Source organism: Cellulomonas sp. PS-H5 (genome assembly GCF_019265565.1).
Classification (GTDB): Bacteria; Actinomycetota; Actinomycetes; order Actinomycetales; family Cellulomonadaceae; genus Cellulomonas.
On the sequence record NZ_JAHVCI010000040.1, the window covers coordinates 23,421 to 41,018 of the forward strand.

Here is a 17,598-nt window from a genome sequence, read left to right on the forward strand (position 1 = left end):
GCAGCGCCGGGGCGGCGCGGGAAACGAGAGGGAAGCGATGTCGGGTCACTCCAAGTGGGCCACCACCAAGCACAAGAAGGCCGTGATCGACGCGAAGCGCGGCAAGCTCTTCGCGAAGCTCATCAAGAACATCGAGGTCGCCGCGCGCACCGGCGGTGGTGACCCCGCGGGCAACCCGACGCTGTTCGACGCCATCCAGAAGGCCAAGAAGACCTCGGTCCCCAACGACAACATCGAGCGTGCCGTCAAGCGCGGCTCGGGTGCCGAGGCCGGCGGCGCGGACTACCAGACGATCCTCTACGAGGGCTACGGCCCCGGCGGCGTCGCGTTCCTGGTCGAGTGCCTCACCGACAACCGGAACCGCGCGGCGGCCGACGTGCGCGTCGCGTTCACCCGCAGCGGCGGCCAGATGGCCGACCCGGGCTCGGTGGCGTACCTGTTCTCGCGCAAGGGCGTCGTCATGGTCCCCAAGGAGGGCACCACCGAGGACGACGTCATGCTGACCGTGCTCGACGCGGGCGCCGAGGAGGTCAACGACGCGGGCGAGGCCTTCGAGGTGCTCTCCGAGGCCACGGACCTCGTCAAGGTGCGCACGGCGCTGCAGGAGGCCGGCATCGAGTACGACTCGGCCGACGTCGTGTTCTACCCGGCCACGCAGATCGAGGTGGACGCCGAGGGCGCCCGCAAGATCCTGCGGCTGATCGACGCGCTCGAGGACTCGGACGACGTGCAGAACGTCTACGCGAACTTCGACGCCTCCGACGAGGTCATGGCGGAGCTCGAGGAGGACTGAGTCCCGCGCACGCGCGACGCCCCGCCCCGGACCCCCGGGTGCGGGGCGTCGTCGCGTCCGGCCGGCCCCGGTCCGTCAGGCCTGCCCCCCTACCCCATGCCGGGCACCTCGACAGTGGAAGGTTGTGACGGACACGCCCACGGCGTGTCCGTCACAACCTTCCACTGAACAGGGCTGCGAGGATGGGGCCGTGCGCGTACTCGGTGTGGACCCCGGACTCACCCGCTGCGGGCTGGGCGTGGTCGACGGGCTGCCGGGCCGGAAGGTGCGGATGGTGGCCGTCGGGGTCGCGCAGAGCGCGCCGGCCGCCGACATCGACCAGCGGCTGCTCGTCATCGCCGCGACCATCGACGAGTGGCTCGAGGAGCACGCCCCCGACGCGCTGGCGGTCGAGCGGGTGTTCGCGCAGCACAACGTCAGCACCGTGATGGGCACCGCCCAGGTCGCCGGCATCGCGATGCTCGCCGCGGCGCGCCGGAAGATCCCGGTCGCGATGCACACGCCGTCCGAGGTGAAGGCCGCTGTCACCGGCAGCGGCCGGGCCGAGAAGCCGCAGGTGCAGGCGATGGTGCAGCGGCTGCTGTCTCTCGACGAGCTGCCGCGGCCCGCCGACGCCGCCGACGCGCTCGCCCTGGCGATCTGCCACCTGTGGCGCCCGGCCGGCGCGGTCGGCGCCCCGCAGCGGGCCCCGGGGTCGATGACCGCGGCGCAGCGCGCGTGGGCCCAGGCCGAGCAGGCGGCCCGCCGGGTCCCGTCCCGCTGACCCCGACCCGCACCTCGGGTGGAGCGATCTGCCGGGACGCGCCGCGCGTGCCGGGCAGAACGCTCCACCCGTCTCCACCCGGCCGCGCGGACCGCGCCGGCCGCGTGTCGTTCGTACACCTGTTCGCACGCGTGGCAGACTGCACGGCGGGCGCCCGGCCACGCCGGTCCCGCGCCCGCCGCGACTGGGAGGAGCCGGAGTGATCGCCTCGGTGCACGGGACCGTGCAGGCCGTGCGGCTGGACGCCGCCGTCGTGGAGGTCGGCGGCGTCGGCATGCTCGTGCAGGCGACCCCGGCGACGCTCGCGGGCCTGCGGGTCGGGGCGACCGCCACGCTGCACACCTCGCTGGTGGTGCGCGAGGAGTCGCTGACCCTGTTCGGCTTCGCCGACGACGACGAGCGCGAGGTCTTCGAGGTGCTGCAGCAGGTCAGCGGCGTGGGCCCGCGGCTCGCGCTGGCGATGCTCGCGGTGCACACCCCGGACGGGCTGCGCCGCGCGGTCGCCACCGAGGACCTGGCCGCGCTCAAGCGGGTGCCGGGCATCGGGCAGAAGGGCGCGCAGCGGATCGTGCTGGAGCTCGCCGACCGGCTCGGCGCCCCGGCCCCGGTCGCGCTCGCCGGCGGCGGGACGGCCCCGGCCGGGCCGGCCGACCGCCGCGACCAGGTGGTCGACGCGCTCGTGGGCCTGGGCTGGAACCAGAAGGCCGCCGCCGACGCGGTCGCCGCCGTGCTCGACGGCAGCGACGAGCCCGTGGGCGAGGCCGAGGTGGCGGGCGTGCTGCGCGCGGCGCTGCGCACCCTGGGCGGCGGCCGTGGCTGACGAGGTCGACCTCGGCGTGGACGTCGACCCGGCGGACTCGGTCGTGCGCCCCGGCGCCGACGACCTGGAGCGTGCCGCCGAGGCGGCGCTACGCCCGCGGCACCTCGACGAGTTCGTGGGCCAGAAGGTCGTGCGCGAGCAGCTGTCGCTCGTGCTGCAGGCCGCCCTCGGCCGCGGCCGGGCTCCCGACCACGTGCTGCTGTCCGGCCCGCCCGGGCTCGGCAAGACGACGCTGGCCATGATCATCGCCGCCGAGCTCGGCACCTCGCTGCGCGTCACCAGCGGCCCCGCGATCCAGCACGCCGGCGACCTCGCCGCGATCCTCTCCTCCCTGGAGGAGAACGAGGTGCTGTTCATCGACGAGATCCACCGCCTCGCGCGGCCCGCCGAGGAGCTGCTGTACGTCGCGATGGAGGACTTCCGGGTCGACGTCGTCGTGGGCAAGGGGGCGGGCGCGAGCGCGATCCCGCTGGCGCTGCCGCCGTTCACCGTCGTCGGCGCCACCACGCGTGCCGGCCTGCTCCCGGCGCCGCTGCGCGACCGGTTCGGGTTCACGGGGCACCTCGACTTCTACGCCGACGACGAGCTGGAGCGGGTGCTGGTCCGGTCGGCGGGGCTGCTGGGCGTGCCGCTGGCGCACGAGGCGGCCGCCGAGATCGCCTCCCGGTCCCGCGGCACCCCGCGCATCGCGAACCGGCTGCTGCGCCGGGTGCGCGACTGGGCGCAGGTCCGGGGTGACGGCACGCTCTCGCTCGACGCGGCGCGCGCGGCGCTCGAGGTGTACGAGGTGGACCGGCGCGGGCTCGACCGGCTCGACCGGTCGGTGCTGACGGCGCTGTGCACCCGGTTCGGCGGCGGCCCGGTCGGGCTCACCACGCTGGCCGTGGCGGTGGGCGAGGAGCCCGAGACCGTCGAGACCGTGGCGGAGCCGTTCCTCGTGCGCGAGGGGCTGATCGGCCGGACCCCGCGCGGTCGCGTCGCGACGCCCGAGGCGTGGGCGCACCTGGGGCTGTCCGCCCCGACCCCGGCGGATACGCTGTTCGGCTGAGACCCCCGCGCGCCGCGGCGGCACGAACAGGTCCCGCACAGGGAACCGGCGCGCGCCCGCGGTCGTTAGGAGCCCGGAGCCGTGGCGCCTAGACTGCGGCCGACGTCGTACGCAGTCAGGAGCTGTTTCTTCGTGGACCCGACCTTCCTCATCATCCTCGTCATCGGCCTCGGGGCGATGTGGCTGCTGTCCAGCCGCCAGCGCAAGGCGCAGCGGGAGCAGCTCAGCTTCCGCGACAACCTGCAGCCCGGCCAGCGGGTGATGACCGGCTCCGGCATGTACGGCACGGTCGTCGAGGTCGACGGCGACGAGGTCACCCTCGAGTCGACGCCCGGCCAGCAGTCCGTGTGGATCAAGGCCGCGATCGCGCGCCTCGTCGAGCCGCCGGTGGCCGACGAGGACGAGACCGACGAGGTCGACGGCGACGACGCCGAGTGGCGCGACGAGCCTGGCGCCATCCCGCCGGGCCGGATCGACGTCCCGGACGACCTCTCCTCGCTGCAGCCGCCGCGTGACGACGAGGGCCCCGACAGCACCAAGAAGCCCCAGCAGTAGTCGACCGGGCGTCCCACCTCCGCCGCAGGCGGGGGAGGGACGCCCTTCATCCGCACCGCCCGCCGTCCGCGGGCGGTGCGCGCACGAGAGAAGACGGTCCGTTGGCCCCACCCACACGCCGCCGCCACCCGGCGCGCATCCTGCTCACGCTCGCCGTGATCACGGTCGCCGTGTTCGGCGCGATCTTCGCCGGCACCAAGCTGTCGGACGCGACCTGGACGCCCAAGCTCGCCCTCGACCTCGAGGGCGGCACCCAGCTCATCCTGGCGCCGGTCGCCCAGGACGAGTCCCGCGTCACCTCGGAGACCATCGCCCAGGCGATCGAGGTCATCCGGCAGCGCGTCGACTCGTCCGGCGTGGCCGAGGCGGAGATCAGCTCGCAGGGCGGGTCCAACATCGTCGTGGCCCTGCCGGGCCGCCCGAGCGAGGAGACGCTGGACCTCGTCCGCACCTCCGCGCAGATGGAGTTCCGGCCGGTCCTGACCTACGGCGCGGCGACGCCCACGGCGACCCCGTCGGCCAGCCCCACGGACGGCGCCACGGAGCCCTCGGACCAGCCGACGAAGGCGGCCCCGGACTCCGCGAGCGACGCCGAGTACTACATCACCCCCGCCGTGCAGGCGGAGTACGACGCCCTCGACTGCACCGACCCGGCCAACCTCACGGGTGGCAAGCAGGTCGCGGCCGACGCGGCGATGGTCACCTGCGACCCGGACGGCACCGTGAAGTACGTCCTCGGCCCCGTCGAGGTCGAGGGCTCGCACATCGCGAACGCCAGCTCCGGCCTGCAGGTCAGCCAGTCCGGCGCGGTCACCAACAACTGGGCCGTGAACCTGGAGTTCGACCGCACCGGCACCCGCCAGTTCGCGGACGTCACCGAGCGGCTGCAGGGCCTGTCCTCGCCGCAGAACCAGTTCGCGATCGTGCTCGACGGGCTGGTCATCTCGGCCCCGTCGCTCGACCCGGGCGTCATCATCTCGGACGGCAAGGCGGAGATCTCCGGCTCGTTCACGCGGGACTCCGCGACGGCCCTCGCCAACCAGCTCAAGTTCGGTGCGCTGCCGCTGAGCTTCGAGGTGCAGAGCGAGGAGCAGATCTCCGCGACGCTCGGCTCCGAGCAGCTGGAGAAGGGCCTGATCGCCGGCCTCATCGGCCTGATCCTGGTCGTCATCTACTCGCTGTTCCAGTACCGCGCGCTCGGCCTGGTGACGGTCGCGTCGCTGGTCATCGCGGCGGTGCTCACGTACGGCGTGATCACGCTGCTGTCCTGGACCCAGGGGTACCGGCTGTCGCTGCCCGGCGTCGCCGGTCTGATCGTCGCCATCGGCATCACCGCGGACTCGTTCATCGTCTACTTCGAGCGCATCCGCGACGAGCTGCGCGAGGGCCGGACCCTGGTCGCCGCCGTGGACCGCGCGTGGGAGCGCGCGCGCCGCACGATCCTGGCGTCCGACGCGGTGAACTTCCTGGCCGCCGTGGTCCTCTACTTCCTCGCGGTCGGCTCGGTGCGCGGCTTCGCGTTCACCCTCGGCCTGACGACCCTGCTCGACCTGCTCATCGTGTTCACCTTCACCCACCCGGTGATGAAGCTGATCGCGAAGACCCGGTTCTTCGGCAGCGGCCACCCGCTGTCCGGCCTCGACCCGCGCCGGCTCGGCGCGCCGGAGTCGACCCGCTACGTCGGCCGCGGCCGCGTGGTGACGGGCCGTCGCGCGGACGCCGACGCCCCCGCGGAGGAGCCCGCCGAGCTCGGCGCCCGGACCTCGACGCTGGTCGCGGCCCCGGTCGGGGCAGGCGGCACGATCGCGGAGCGCCGCGCCGCCGCGCGCGCCGCTCAGGCCGAGGCGGAGGCCGGCGCCGACGCGCCCGCCGACGCCGACGACGCCGGGAGCACCGGCACCACCGACACCGACGAGGCACCCGACGGCAGCACCCCCGCCGCGCGACGCACCGAGGGGAGCGAGTCCTGATGGCCGTCAACTTCGCCCAGTGGGGCAACGACCTGTACACGGGCCGCCGCTCGTACGACATCGTCGGCCGGCGCCGCACCTGGTTCCTGATCTCCGGGACCCTCGTGCTGCTCTCCGTCGTCCTGCTGTTCAAGCCGGGCCTGCACCCGGGCATCGAGTTCCGCGGCGGCTCGCAGTTCACCGTGTCGAACGTGTCGACCACGGACCAGCAGCCCGCCATCGACGCGGTCACCGAGATCGCGCCGGAGGAGGTGCCGCGCGTCAGCAACGTCGGCTCGTCCACGCTGCGGATCCAGACCTCGGAGCTCACCAACGACCAGGTGACCCAGGTCCGCACGGCGCTGGAGGACGCGTACGGCGTGTCCGACGACGACGTGGCGAGCGCGTTCATCGGCCCGACCTGGGGCGCGGACGTGTCGAAGAAGGCCGCGACCTCGCTGATCGTGTTCCTGGTGCTCGTCAGCATCGTCATGACGGTGTACTTCCGGAACTGGCGCATGGCCGTCGCCGCGATCGTCGCGCTGTTCCACGACATCGTCATCACCGCCGGCGTGTACGCCGCGGTCGGCTGGGAGGTCACGCCGGCGACGGTGATCGGCTTCCTCACGATCCTCGGGTACTCGATCTACGACACCGTCGTGGTGTTCGACAAGGTCCGGGAGAACACCGTCGGCATCACCGACCAGACGCGCGCCACCTACGAGGAGCGCGCGAACCTCGCCGTCAACCAGACGCTGGTCCGCTCGATCAACACCTCGGTCGTGGCGCTGCTGCCGGTCGCGGGCATCCTGTTCATCGGGGCATTCGTCCTCGGCGCCGGCACGCTGCGCGACATCGCGCTCGCGCTGTTCGTCGGCATGATCGTCGGCGCGTTCTCGTCGATCTTCCTGGCCACGCCGCTCGAGGTGGTGCTCCGCCTGCGCGAGCAGCCCATCCGCGAGCACACCGCGAAGGTGCTGGCCGCCCGCGCGCGGCTCGCCCAGGGCGGGCTGGACCAGGACGCCTCCGCCGAGGAGGTCGCGGTCGCGCGGTTCACCGGACAGGTGCGCCCGGGCGGTCACCAGGGAGTCGCGGCGCAGCCGCGCAGGAAGAAGGGCCGGCGATGAGCGGCGTGCAGGACGTGAGCGGGCAGCCCCGCGGGCTGACGGGCCAGGCGCTCGTCGACCGGGTCGAGGAGCTCGTGCGCAGCGTCCCCGACTACCCGACGCCGGGCGTGGTGTTCAAGGACATCACCCCGCTGCTCGCGGACGGCCCGGCGTTCGACGCCGTCGTGCGCGAGATGGCCGCCCGCGTCCCGGGCCCGGTCGACCTGGTCGCCGGCATGGAGGCGCGGGGGTTCATCCTCGCCGCGCCGGTCGCCATGGCCCTGGGCGCCGGTTTCCTGCCGGTGCGCAAGGCCGGCAAGCTGCCCGGACCCACCGCCCGGCGGGACTACGAGCTCGAGTACGGCGCGGCCTCGGTCGAGCTGCACCCGTTCACGGTCCCGGCCGGCTCTCGCGTGCTGGTGGTCGACGACGTGCTCGCCACCGGCGGCACCGCGCAGGCGACGGTCGAGCTGCTGGAGGAGTGCGGGGCCGAGGTCGTGGGCCTGTCCTTCCTCATGGACCTGACGTTCCTGCCCGGCCGGTCGCGGCTCGCGGGGCGGCACGTGGACGCGCTGCTCGCGGTCTGATCCGCGTCCCGGCGCCGCCGTCACCCCCGCGGGTGGCGGCGGCGTCGTGCTGCGGTGGCCCGTGACGCGGTGCACGGTGTCGACGCCGTAGAATCGTGCGGATCGACAGCGCGTCCGGTCCGTCCGGGCCGCGTCGTCATCGGACAGCCGGGGAGACCCGGCACGGCGGGAGGCGTGCATGGCGGAGCCACGGACCTCGGCAGGACCCGACGCACGGCCGGAGGCGCCCGCGACCACGGGCGGCACCAGCCGGGTGCGGTCGCGCCTCGCCCGGTTCGGGCAGATCCGCGGGCCCCAGCAGTCGCCGGTGATCGAGCCGCTGCTCCAGGCCGTCCGGACGAACCACCCCAGGGCCGACCTCAGCCTGATCGAGCGCGCCTACGTCACGGCCGAGGCCGCGCACCGCGGCCAGCTGCGCAAGAGCGGCGACCCGTACATCACGCACCCGGTGGCCGTCGCGACCATCCTCGCCGAGCTCGGGATGACGCCCCCGACGCTCGCCGCGGCGCTGCTGCACGACACGGTCGAGGACACGTCCTACTCGCTGGACCAGCTCCGCACGGAGTACGGCCCCGAGATCGCGATGCTGGTCGACGGCGTCACCAAGCTCGACAAGGTGACCTACGGCGACGCCGCGCAGGCCGAGACCGTGCGCAAGATGGTCGTCGCGATGTCCAAGGACATCCGGGTGCTGGTCATCAAGCTCGCCGACCGGCTGCACAACGCGCGCACCTGGAAGTTCGTCCCCGCGGCGTCGGCCGAGAAGAAGGCCCGCGAGACCCTCGAGATCTACGCGCCGCTGGCGCACCGCCTCGGCATGAACACGATCAAGTGGGAGCTCGAGGACCTGTCGTTCTCGACGCTGTACCCGAAGGTCTACGACGAGATCGTGCACCTGGTCGCCGAGCGCGCGCCGGCCCGCGAGGAGTACCTGGCCGTGGTCCGCGAGCAGGTCGGCGCCGACCTGCGCAGCGCGAAGATCAAGGCGACGGTCACCGGCCGACCGAAGCACTACTACTCGATCTACCAGAAGATGATCGTGCGGGGCCGGGACTTCGCCGACATCTACGACCTGGTGGGCGTGCGCGTCCTGGTCGACACGGTGCGGGACTGCTACGCGGCGCTGGGCGCGCTGCACGCGCGGTGGAACCCGGTCCCGGGCCGGTTCAAGGACTACATCGCGATGCCCAAGTTCAACCTCTACCAGTCGCTGCACACGACGGTGATCGGCCCGGGCGGCAAGCCGGTCGAGATCCAGATCCGCACGCACGACATGCACCGGCGCGCGGAGTACGGCGTCGCGGCGCACTGGAAGTACAAGGAGAACGCCAAGGGCGCGGGCGGCGACGCCGACGGCAACGACATGGCGTGGCTGCGCCAGCTCGTCGACTGGCAGAAGGAGACCGCGGACCCCTCGGAGTTCCTGGACTCGCTGCGGTTCGAGATCGCCGACGGCGAGGTCTACGTCTTCACGCCCAAGGGCGACGTCATGGCGCTGCCCGCGGGCGCCACCCCGGTGGACTTCGCGTACGCGGTGCACACCGAGGTCGGGCACCGCACGATGGGCGCCCGGGTCAACGGCCGGCTCGTCCCGCTCGACTCGACGCTGGAGAACGGCGACGTCATCGAGGTGTTCACCTCGAAGTCCGAGACCGCCGGGCCGTCCCGCGACTGGCTCGGGTTCGTCACCAGCCCCCGCGCGCGCAACAAGATCCGCCAGTGGTTCACCAAGGAGCGGCGCGAGGAGGCGATCGAGCACGGCAAGGACGCCATCGCCAAGGCGATGCGCAAGCAGAACCTGCCGATCCAGCGCCTGCTGTCCCACGAGTCGCTCGTCGCGCTCGCCAACGAGATGCGGTACGCCGACGTCTCGGCCCTGTACGCGGCGATCGGCGAGGGCCAGGTCTCCGCGGCCACGGTCGTGCAGCGGCTCGTGCACGCCATGGGCGGCGAGCCGGGCGCCGAGGAGGACATCGCCGAGGTCGCCCGCCCGGGCCAGACCGCACGCCGCGTCCGCACCGGCGACCCGGGCGTGGTCGTCAAGGGCGTGGACGACATCTGGGTGAAGCTCGCCAAGTGCTGCACCCCGGTGCCGGGCGACGACATCATCGGGTTCGTGACCCGCGGCCAGGGCGTCAGCGTGCACCGGTCCGACTGCATCAACGTCACCGCGCTGCGGGCCCAGCCCGAGCGGATGGTCGACGTCGAGTGGAGCCAGGGGAGCACCGCGCTGTTCCTCGTGCAGATCCAGGTCGAGGCGCTGGACCGCAGCCGGCTCCTGTCCGACATCACCCGGGTGCTGTCCGACCACCACGTCAACATCCTGTCGGCGTCGGTGTCGACCTCCCGGGACCGGGTCGCCCAGTCGCGGTTCGTGTTCGAGATGGCGGAGCCGTCGCACCTCGCGTCGGTGCTGGCGGCCGTGCGCAAGGTGGAGGGTGTGTTCGACGTCTACCGGATCACGGGCGCGAAGGCGGAGCAGCCGGCCGTCGACGCGTAGCGGCGCCGACGGCCCGGTCGGCGCCGGCGCCGGCGTCCTCCAGCGCCGGGAGCAGCGCCGCCGCGGCCCGCACCCCGCGCCGGCCGGACGCCGCCGCCACGTCGGCGCGCACCCGCGCCGCGTCGACGCCCGCCGCGCGCAGCCGCGCGACGAGCGGGAGCGCCAGCGCCGGCGGGTCCTGGCTCAGCAGGTCCACGGCCGTCCGGCGGGGCGTCGTCACGCGCACGCCGCCGAGCAGCACGACGTCGGCGTCCGGGAGGCTCGCGGTCGCGCCCGTCCGTCCCGGAGCCGGGTCGGGAACGCGGGCGCCGGGAGGAGCGACGACGTCGACCCTCCCGGGCGGGGTGCCGCCCACGTGCACCCAGGCCGCTGCGGCCCGCGCGACGGCGCACCGCGCGGGGACGAGCAGGGCCAGGGCCGCGGCCCGCAGCGCCGGGGTCGGGCGCACGTCGGCGGGCAGGGCGACGTCCTCGCGGAGCGGCACGAGCTGCCCGTCGCGCACCAGCAGGTGCCAGGCGACGGGGCCGACGTCGCCGGGGCGGACGAGGGGGGTGGCCGGCAGCCGGGCGGCGGTGCGCGGTGCGGGCGGGGCGTGGTCGGGCTCGGCGGGGTCGGGCTGGGCGCGGTCGGGGTCGGCGGGGTCGGGCGGGGGAGCCGGTCGGGACGTCACCCGCAGCACGATGCCGGTCGACCCCCGCGCGTGGCGAGGGCGACCGGCACCGGCTGTGGACGGGCGTCAGCCCCGGGACTCGTCCGCGGCCCGCTGCACCTGCTCCAGCCAGGACCGGCGGGCGTCGAGCGCGGCCTGCGCGTCGGCGACCTTGCGGGCGTCGCCGCCGGCCTGGGCCTTCGCCAGGTCGGCCTCGAGCTGCGCGATCGCGTTCTCGAGCTGCGCGAGCGCGCCCTCGGCCCGCGCGCGGGTCTCCGGGTTGGTGCGGCGCCACTCCGCCTGGTCGGCGTCGCGGACCTTCGCCTCGACGGCGCGCAGCCGGCCCTCGACGCGCTGGATGTCGCCGCGCGGCACCTTGCCCGCGGCCTCCCAGCGGTCCTGGATCGAGCGCAGCGCGGCCTTGGCCTGGCCGAGCCCCTTCGCCGGGTCGATCGCCTCGGCCTCGACCAGCAGCGCCTCCTTGACCTCCAGGTTCGCGCCGTACTCCCGGTCCGTGGCGGCGTTGAGCTCGTCACGGGCGTGGAAGAACGTGTCCTGCGCGGCGCGGAACCGGGCCCACAGCGCGTCGTCGTCCGACCGGCTGGCGCGGCCGGCGGCCTTCCACCGCGCCATCAGGTCGCGGTAGGCGCCGGCGGTCGGGCCCCACTCGGTGCTGGAGGACAGGCGCTCGGCCTCGCGGACGATCTCCTCCTTCGCGGCCTTCGCCCCGGCGTTCCGGGACTCCAGCTCGGCGAAGTAGTGCCGACGCTCGCGGTCGAACGTGGTGCGCGCGTGGCTGAACCGCTTCCAGAGCGCCTCCTCGGAGGTGCGGTCGACGCGCGGGCCGGAGCGCTGCGCCTCCTTCCACTCCTCGAGCAGGGCGCGGAGCTGCTCGCCCGCCGGTCGCCACTGCATGCGCGCCGGGTCGGTCGTGGCGATCTTCTCCGCGCGCTCGACGATCTGCGTGCGGGCCTCCAGCGCGGCCTGGCGGGCGGCGGACCGCTCGGCCTCGACGGCCGCGCGACGCTCGGCGGCAGCCGCGCGCAGCCCGTCCAGGCGGGCGCGCAGGCCGTCCAGGTCGCCGACGGCGGCCGGCTCGGCGGTCTCCTCGGTCAGGCGCGTGAGCGTCTGGTCGATCTCCTTGACCGCGAGGTCCGTCGCGGTGAGCCGCGCCTCGAACAGCGCGACCTTCGCCTGCAGGTCGAGGAACCGGCGCACGTACAGCGCCAGCGCCTCGTCGGCCGACGCGCCGGGGAACTGGCCCACGACGCGCTCGCCCGCGGCCTCGCGGACGTAGACGGTGCCCTCCTCGTCGACCCGGCCGAAGCCGGCCGCGGCGGCCGCCTCCGCCGAGTCGTCGGCCACCGGCACCGGGACCACGGGGGTCGCGGGGGCGGCCGGGGCCTCGCCGGACGCGACCGTGCCGGCCGGGGCCGACGGGGCGCTCGGGCGCGGGCGGGGGCGCATGGCGCTGGGCTTCGGGGCGCTCGGCCGCGGGGCGGTCGCGGGGGTCGGCGCGGCCGCGGCGGGGGCCGGCTCGGCCTCGGGCTCGGTGGCCTCGGGCTGGGCGGCCTCCGGCTCTACGGCCTCGGGCTCGGTGGGCTCGGGCTCGGGAGCGGTCGGCTCCGCGGCCTGCGCGGCGGCCTCGTCGGCGGGAGCGGTCGGCTCCTCGGTCGACGCGGCGTCCGCGTCGGCGGGAGCGGTCTGCTCGGCCGCCGCGGGGGCGTCCTCCGCCGGCTGCTCCTCGGCCGCGAGGGACTCGGCGTCGTCGGCCGTCGGGACCTCGGTCGCGGGCGCCTCGGTCGCGGGGACCTGGGCGTCGTCGGCCGCGGGGGCGTCGGTCGCGGGGACCTCGGCCTCGCCGACCCCGGGCGTCGCGGCCACGGCGGCCTCGTCGCTGTCCTGGGCGCGCTGCTGCTCGTCGGGCGTCTCGGTCACTGGGTCTCCACTCCCTCGATGGTGACGGGGGTGGCCGGGGTGCCGTCCGAGGCACCCCCGCTCACGCCCGCGTCAGCGACTGCCTGCACGACGTCGAGGCCCGACGTGATGCGGCCGAACACGGTGTAGCCCCCGGCGGCGTCCGCCGGGATGGTCGAGTCCTCGTAGACGAGGAAGAACTGGCTGCCCATCGACTCGCCGTTCCCGCCCTGGCGGGCCATCGCGATGGTGCCGGCCGGGTAGACGTCGTCGGCGGGGGCGTTCTCGATCGGGCCGAACGCGTAGCCGGGGCTGCCCGTGCCGGTGCCGGTCGGGTCGCCGCACTGCAGCACGTAGATGCCGCTGGTGGTCAGCCGGTGGCAGTCGGTGCCGTCGAAGTAGCCCTCCTGCGCCAGCGTCACGAAGTTCGCGACCGCCTGCGGTGCGGCAGCGCCGTCCAGCTCGACGCCGATCTCGCCCTGGCTGGTCGTGATCGTGCCGGTCCAGGCGCGGCCCTCGGCGAGGGCGGCGTCGGGCAGCACGCCGCCGTTGCCGAGGCGCTCGGCGGCGGTGGTCTGCGTGGCGGTGGGGGCGTCGGTGGCGCCGGAGCCCGCTGTGGTGTCGTCGTCCCCGCCGGTGGCGAGGAGCGCGGCGGTGATGCCCACGCCGAGCACGAGCACGCCGACGACCCCGCCGGCGACGATCTGCTGCCGCCGCTTGCGGGCGTGCTTCTGCACCTGGCGCTGCTGCCACTTCTCGTACCGGCGGCGCTCGTACTCGCGCTCGCGCTTGCTGGACGGCACGCACTCTCCTCGGTCTCGGCGTCGGCGGGTCCCCCGTGCGCGGGCACTCAGAGCGCCCGCGCCCGCCGGACAGTCTAGGCAGCCGGTGGTCGCGCGGGTGACGCGCGCGCCGCGCGTGCGTGCCGGGGGTCCCGCGGGCGCCGCTAGCGTGGCCGGGTGCGCATCCTCGGACTGACCGCCCCCGTGTTCGCCGCGGCCTGCTACGTGGTGGCGGCCGACGACGGGGACTGCGTCGTCGTCGACCCCGGCGGCGGCGTCGCGGACGCGGTGCGGCGCACGGTCGCCGAGCACGGGCTGCGCGTCGCCGGGGTCGTCGCGACGCACGGGCACGCGGACCACGTGGCGGACGCCGGCGTGCTCGCCGCCGAGGCGGGCGTGCCGCTCCGGCTGCACGCCCGGGACGCGTACCGGCTGGCCGACCCGCTCGGCACGCTGGGTCTCGGCGCGGCGGCCGACCCCGGCGTGGCGGGCGCGCTGCGGTCGGCGGCCGCGGCGGCGGGGTTGGACCCGGCGACCTTCGGGCGGGTCGACCCGGCGCTGGTGGCGCCGTTCGGGGGCGAGGGCGGGGGAGCGGGCGACGCCGGGACCGCCGGCGGCACCGGCCGGACCTCCGACGTCGAGCTCCGCCTCGGCTCGGTGACCCTGCTCGCCCGGCACGCCCCCGGCCACACCGAGGGCTCGACGCTCTACCTGCTGGCCGCGGGCGACGACCGGGTCGCGTTCACCGGCGACGTGCTGTTCGCGGGGTCGGTCGGCCGCACGGACCTCCCCGGCGGCGACCCGGTCGCGATGGCGGCCACCCTGCGCGACGTCGTCGGCGCCCTGCGGCCCGGGACGCACGTCCTGCCCGGCCACGGGCCCGCCACGCGGGTGGACGCGGAGCTGGCCACCAACCCGTACCTGGCAAACTGACCCGCATGGCACGACCGACTCCTCTCTCCGGCTTCCCCGAGTGGCTCCCCGACGGCCGCGTGGTCGAGCAGCACGTGCTCGACACGCTGCGGCGCACCTTCGAGCTGCACGGGTTCGCCGGGATCGAGACCCGGGCGGTCGAGCCGCTCGACCAGCTGCTGCGCAAGGGCGAGACCTCCAAGGAGGTGTACGTCCTGCGCCGGCTGCAGGAGGACGCCGACGCCGAGCAGGACCGGTCCGGGCAGCTCGGCCTGCACTTCGACCTCACGGTGCCGTTCGCGCGCTACGTGCTGGAGAACGCCGGGCACCTCGCGTTCCCGTTCCAGCGCTACCAGATCCAGAAGGTGTGGCGCGGCGAGCGCCCCCAGGACGGCCGGTTCCGCGAGTTCGTGCAGGCGGACATCGACGTCGTCGGCGCGGGCGACCTGCCGTACCACTACGAGGTCGACCTGCCGCTGGTCATGGCGGAGGCGCTCGGCGCGCTGCGCGACATCGGCGTGCCGCCGGTGCGCATCCTCGTCAACAACCGCCGGGTGGCCGAGGGCTTCTACCGCGGGCTCGGCCTCGACGACGTCGAGGGCGTGCTGCGCAGCATCGACAAGCTCGACAAGATCGGCCCGGAGAAGGTCGCCGCGCTGCTGGTCGCCGAGACCGGCGCGACGCCCGAGCAGGCGCAGGCGTGCCTCGACCTCGCGGCGATCTCCGGCGGCGACGCCGGCGTCGTCGACCGGGTGCGGGCGCTCGCCGCGCAGCACGGCATCGCGTCCGAGCTCATGGAGCAGGGCCTGGGCGAGCTGCGGCAGCTGATCGAGGCCGCCGCCGTGCGCGCCCCGGGCGTCGTCGTCGCCGACCTCAAGATCGCCCGCGGGCTGGACTACTACACCGGGTCGGTCTACGAGACGGTGCTCGTCGGCCACGAGCAGCTCGGCTCGATCTGCTCCGGCGGGCGGTACGACACGCTCGCCTCGGACGGCAAGCAGACCTACCCGGGCGTCGGGCTGTCGATCGGCGTGTCGCGCCTGGTGTCCCGGCTGCTGTCGGGTGGCCTGGTCCGCGCGACCCGCGGCGTGCCGGCGGCGGTGCTGGTCGCCGTGACGTCGGAGGAGAGCCGGCCGGCGTCGGACGCGGTCGCCACCGCGCTGCGGGCCCGGGGCGTGCCGGTCGAGGTCGCCCCGACGGCGGCGAAGTTCGGCAAGCAGATCAAGCACGCCGACCGCCGGGGGATCCCGTTCGTGTGGTTCCCGGGCGAGGATGGCGCCGCGGACCAGGTGAAGGACATCCGGTCGGGCGAGCAGGTCGACGCCGACGCCGCGGCCTGGGCGCCGCCGGCGGAGGACCTGTGGCCGCGGGTGGTCCCCGCGGAGGGCTGACCCCCCGGGGCCTCACGCCAGGGCGGCGAGGCCCGCGTTCAGCGTCGTGGCGTAGAGGACCCACGCCAGGTAGGGGCCGAGCAGCCAGGCGACCCACGGGGTCAGGCGGTGGAACGCGACGATCGTCGCGACCAGCGCCACCTCGAGCGCGAGGATGATCGCCAGGCCCAGGCCCAGCTGCTGCGCGCCGAAGAACACCGGCGTCCACGCGGCGTTCAGCACGAGCTGCACGCCGTACAGGACCAGTGCGGTCGTGGCCGCGCGGCCGTGCCGCCGCCAGATCAGCCAGGCGGCCACCGCCATCACCACGTAGAGCACCGTCCAGACCGGGCCGAACACCCAGTTCGGCGGCGTCCACGCGGGCTTGTCGGCGTCGGCGTACCAGCCGTCGACGCCGGACGTCGACGCGAGACTGCCGCCGAAGGCGACGACGGCGTTGAGCAGCAGCAGGCCGACGAGCACGGGCCAGCCGCGGGTGGTGGGGCCGACGCCCGTGCCCGCGGTGTCGCCCGCACCGGCGGCGTCGCGGCGGGCAGGGTGGCTCGGGGCGGGCTGGGCCGGGTTCGCGGAGGTCATGCCTCCACGGTGCGGCGGCGGCGCCGGGTCGGCAACCGGAAGGCCAGCATGCTGAGTTTCCCGCCGCGGACTCCGGGTCCCCGCGCCCCGGGCCGACGGGGCGGTCCGGCCCGTCCCCAGGCCGGTGGACTCGGTGCTTGCGTAGTCGTCGAACACGTGTTCGAATCGGTGCCATGCGGTGGGACGGGCAGAAGATCGCGGCGGAGGCGGCGCAGGCGCTGCCCGGCCTCGCGCTGGCGGGGCACCAGCGGTCGGTGCGCACGCCGGAGTTCGCGGGCGTGACCTTCCACGAGGTGCACGCCAAGTCGGCCCTCAACAAGGTGCCCGAGGCGTCGGCGATGCCGTTCCGGTGGACCGTGAACCCGATGCGCGGCTGCCTGCATGCCTGCACCTACTGCTTCGCCCGCCCGACGCACGAGTACCTGGGCCTCGGCCCGGACGAGGACTTCCAGACCCAGATCGTCGTGAAGACCAACGTGGTCGACGTGCTGACCGCGGAGCTGCGCCGGCCGTCCTGGAAGCACGAGCACGTCGCCCTCGGGACCAACACCGACCCGTACCAGCGGGCCGAGGGCCGGTACGCGCTGATGCCCGGGATCATCGGCGCCCTCGCGCACTCGGGCACCCCGATGTCGCTGCTCACCAAGGGCACCCTGCTGCGCCGGGACATCCCGCTGCTGACGGAGGCCGCGGGGGAGGTCGGGGTGAGCGTGGCCGTGTCGCTCGCGATCGGCGACGAGGCGCTGCAGCAGGCGATGGAGCCGGGCACGCCGACGCCGCGCGCCCGGCTCGGGCTGATCCGGGCCGTGCGGGAGGCCGGGCTGGAGTGCGGGGTGCTGGTGGCCCCGGTCATGCCGTGGCTCACCGACTCCACGGCGCACCTCGACGGGCTGTTCCGCGACCTCGCCGAGGCCGGCGCGTCCTGGGTGACGACGATCCCGCTGCACCTGCGCGGGCCGGTGCGGCCGCTGATGCTGTCCTGGCTCGCCGAGCACCGGCCGGAGCTGGTGCCGAACTACCGGCGGCTGTACGCGAACGGCGCCTACGTGCCCGAGGAGTACCGCCGGTGGCTGTCCGAGCGGGTGCGGCCGCTGCGCCGCCGGTACGGGCTGCACGGGCCGTCCGCGGCGCCGCTCGAGGGCGCGGGGTCCCCGGCCGGCGCGGGGGCCGGCGCGGGCGCAGGAGCGGGGGCCGGCGCAGGGGTCGGCGCGGGAGCGGGCGCTGGGTCGTCGGCGCGGACCGGCGGCCGG

At 75.0% G+C, this 17,598-nt stretch carries 16 protein-coding genes; 12 read left to right on the forward strand and 4 right to left on the reverse strand.

The features are described from left to right. Positions 1 to 37 precede the first annotated feature (37 nt). From J5O08_RS14655 to J5O08_RS14695, 9 genes are all read left to right on the forward strand, one after another. Positions 38 to 793 carry a YebC/PmpR family DNA-binding transcriptional regulator gene (locus tag J5O08_RS14655; RefSeq protein ID WP_166938841.1) on the forward strand — a complete coding sequence of 252 codons (756 nt, stop codon included), beginning with the start codon at positions 38 to 40 and terminating at the stop codon, positions 791 to 793. Positions 794 to 983: 190 nt separating this feature from the next. Further along, positions 984 to 1,556 (forward strand): crossover junction endodeoxyribonuclease RuvC, encoded by a 573-nt coding sequence (gene ruvC / locus J5O08_RS14660; RefSeq protein ID WP_147793651.1) that lies wholly within the window; start codon positions 984 to 986, stop codon positions 1,554 to 1,556. Positions 1,557 to 1,755: 199 nt separating this feature from the next. Next, positions 1,756 to 2,376, forward strand: a complete 621-nt coding sequence (ruvA, locus tag J5O08_RS14665) for a Holliday junction branch migration protein RuvA (protein WP_218707616.1) — start codon at positions 1,756 to 1,758, stop codon at positions 2,374 to 2,376. After that, the gene (gene ruvB, locus J5O08_RS14670) at positions 2,369 to 3,424 is read left to right on the forward strand and encodes a Holliday junction branch migration DNA helicase RuvB (protein WP_371300468.1); all 1,056 of its coding nucleotides are present in this window, start codon (positions 2,369 to 2,371) and stop codon (positions 3,422 to 3,424) included. Before ruvA ends, ruvB begins: the two co-directional genes overlap by 8 nt. A 132-nt stretch (positions 3,425 to 3,556) precedes the next feature. After that, positions 3,557 to 3,979 carry a preprotein translocase subunit YajC gene (gene yajC, locus J5O08_RS14675; RefSeq protein ID WP_217616278.1) on the forward strand — a complete coding sequence of 141 codons (423 nt, stop codon included), beginning with the start codon at positions 3,557 to 3,559 and terminating at the stop codon, positions 3,977 to 3,979. A gap of 101 nt (positions 3,980 to 4,080) precedes the next feature. Continuing rightward, a complete protein-coding gene (gene secD / locus J5O08_RS14680) occupies positions 4,081 to 5,949 on the forward strand; it encodes a protein translocase subunit SecD (RefSeq protein WP_218707618.1) in 1,869 nt (622 codons plus the stop codon). Beyond that, the gene (secF, locus tag J5O08_RS14685; RefSeq protein ID WP_218707619.1) at positions 5,949 to 7,055 is read left to right on the forward strand and encodes a protein translocase subunit SecF; all 1,107 of its coding nucleotides are present in this window, start codon (positions 5,949 to 5,951) and stop codon (positions 7,053 to 7,055) included. Before secD ends, secF begins: the two co-directional genes overlap by 1 nt. Then, positions 7,052 to 7,621, forward strand: a complete 570-nt coding sequence (locus tag J5O08_RS14690; RefSeq protein ID WP_218707620.1) for an adenine phosphoribosyltransferase — start codon at positions 7,052 to 7,054, stop codon at positions 7,619 to 7,621. The genes secF and J5O08_RS14690 overlap by 4 nt, the downstream gene beginning before the upstream one ends. Positions 7,622 to 7,799: 178 nt before the next feature. After that, positions 7,800 to 10,121 carry a bifunctional (p)ppGpp synthetase/guanosine-3',5'-bis(diphosphate) 3'-pyrophosphohydrolase gene (locus J5O08_RS14695; RefSeq protein WP_217616281.1) on the forward strand — a complete coding sequence of 774 codons (2,322 nt, stop codon included), beginning with the start codon at positions 7,800 to 7,802 and terminating at the stop codon, positions 10,119 to 10,121. On the opposite strand, the gene J5O08_RS14700 is transcribed toward J5O08_RS14695, so the two are convergent. The 3 genes from J5O08_RS14700 to J5O08_RS14710 all read right to left on the reverse strand — a co-directional run bounded on the left by J5O08_RS14700 (position 10,081) and on the right by J5O08_RS14710 (position 13,490). Continuing rightward, positions 10,081 to 10,791, reverse strand: coding sequence for a hypothetical protein (locus J5O08_RS14700; protein ID WP_218707621.1), 711 nt, complete (start codon positions 10,789 to 10,791; stop codon positions 10,081 to 10,083). The genes J5O08_RS14695 and J5O08_RS14700 overlap by 41 nt on opposite strands. A 66-nt stretch (positions 10,792 to 10,857) precedes the next feature. Continuing rightward, the gene (locus J5O08_RS14705) at positions 10,858 to 12,708 is read right to left on the reverse strand and encodes a DUF349 domain-containing protein (protein WP_308281638.1); all 1,851 of its coding nucleotides are present in this window, start codon (positions 12,706 to 12,708) and stop codon (positions 10,858 to 10,860) included. After that, the gene (locus J5O08_RS14710) at positions 12,705 to 13,490 is read right to left on the reverse strand and encodes a peptidylprolyl isomerase (RefSeq protein WP_217616284.1); all 786 of its coding nucleotides are present in this window, start codon (positions 13,488 to 13,490) and stop codon (positions 12,705 to 12,707) included. The genes J5O08_RS14705 and J5O08_RS14710 overlap by 4 nt, the downstream gene beginning before the upstream one ends. A 156-nt stretch (positions 13,491 to 13,646) precedes the next feature. Between J5O08_RS14710 and J5O08_RS14715 the strand changes: the two genes are divergently transcribed. After that, positions 13,647 to 14,402: an MBL fold metallo-hydrolase gene (locus tag J5O08_RS14715; protein WP_218707622.1), complete on the forward strand. Its 756-nt coding sequence runs from the start codon at positions 13,647 to 13,649 to the stop codon at positions 14,400 to 14,402. Positions 14,403 to 14,407: 5 nt separating this feature from the next. Next, on the forward strand, positions 14,408 to 15,772 hold the full coding sequence (gene hisS, locus J5O08_RS14720; RefSeq protein WP_218707623.1) for a histidine--tRNA ligase: 1,365 nt from the start codon (positions 14,408 to 14,410) through the stop codon (positions 15,770 to 15,772). Between the two features lie 12 nt (positions 15,773 to 15,784). Here the strand turns inward: hisS and J5O08_RS14725 are convergent, their stop codons facing one another. After that, complete coding sequence (locus J5O08_RS14725; RefSeq protein WP_218707624.1) at positions 15,785 to 16,348, reverse strand: TspO/MBR family protein; 564 nt, start codon at positions 16,346 to 16,348, stop codon at positions 15,785 to 15,787. A 173-nt stretch (positions 16,349 to 16,521) separates the two neighbouring features. Here J5O08_RS14725 and J5O08_RS14730 point away from each other — a divergent pair. Next, on the forward strand, positions 16,522 to 17,598 hold a 1,077-nt coding region (locus J5O08_RS14730; RefSeq protein ID WP_218707625.1), incomplete at its 3' end, for an Rv2578c family radical SAM protein.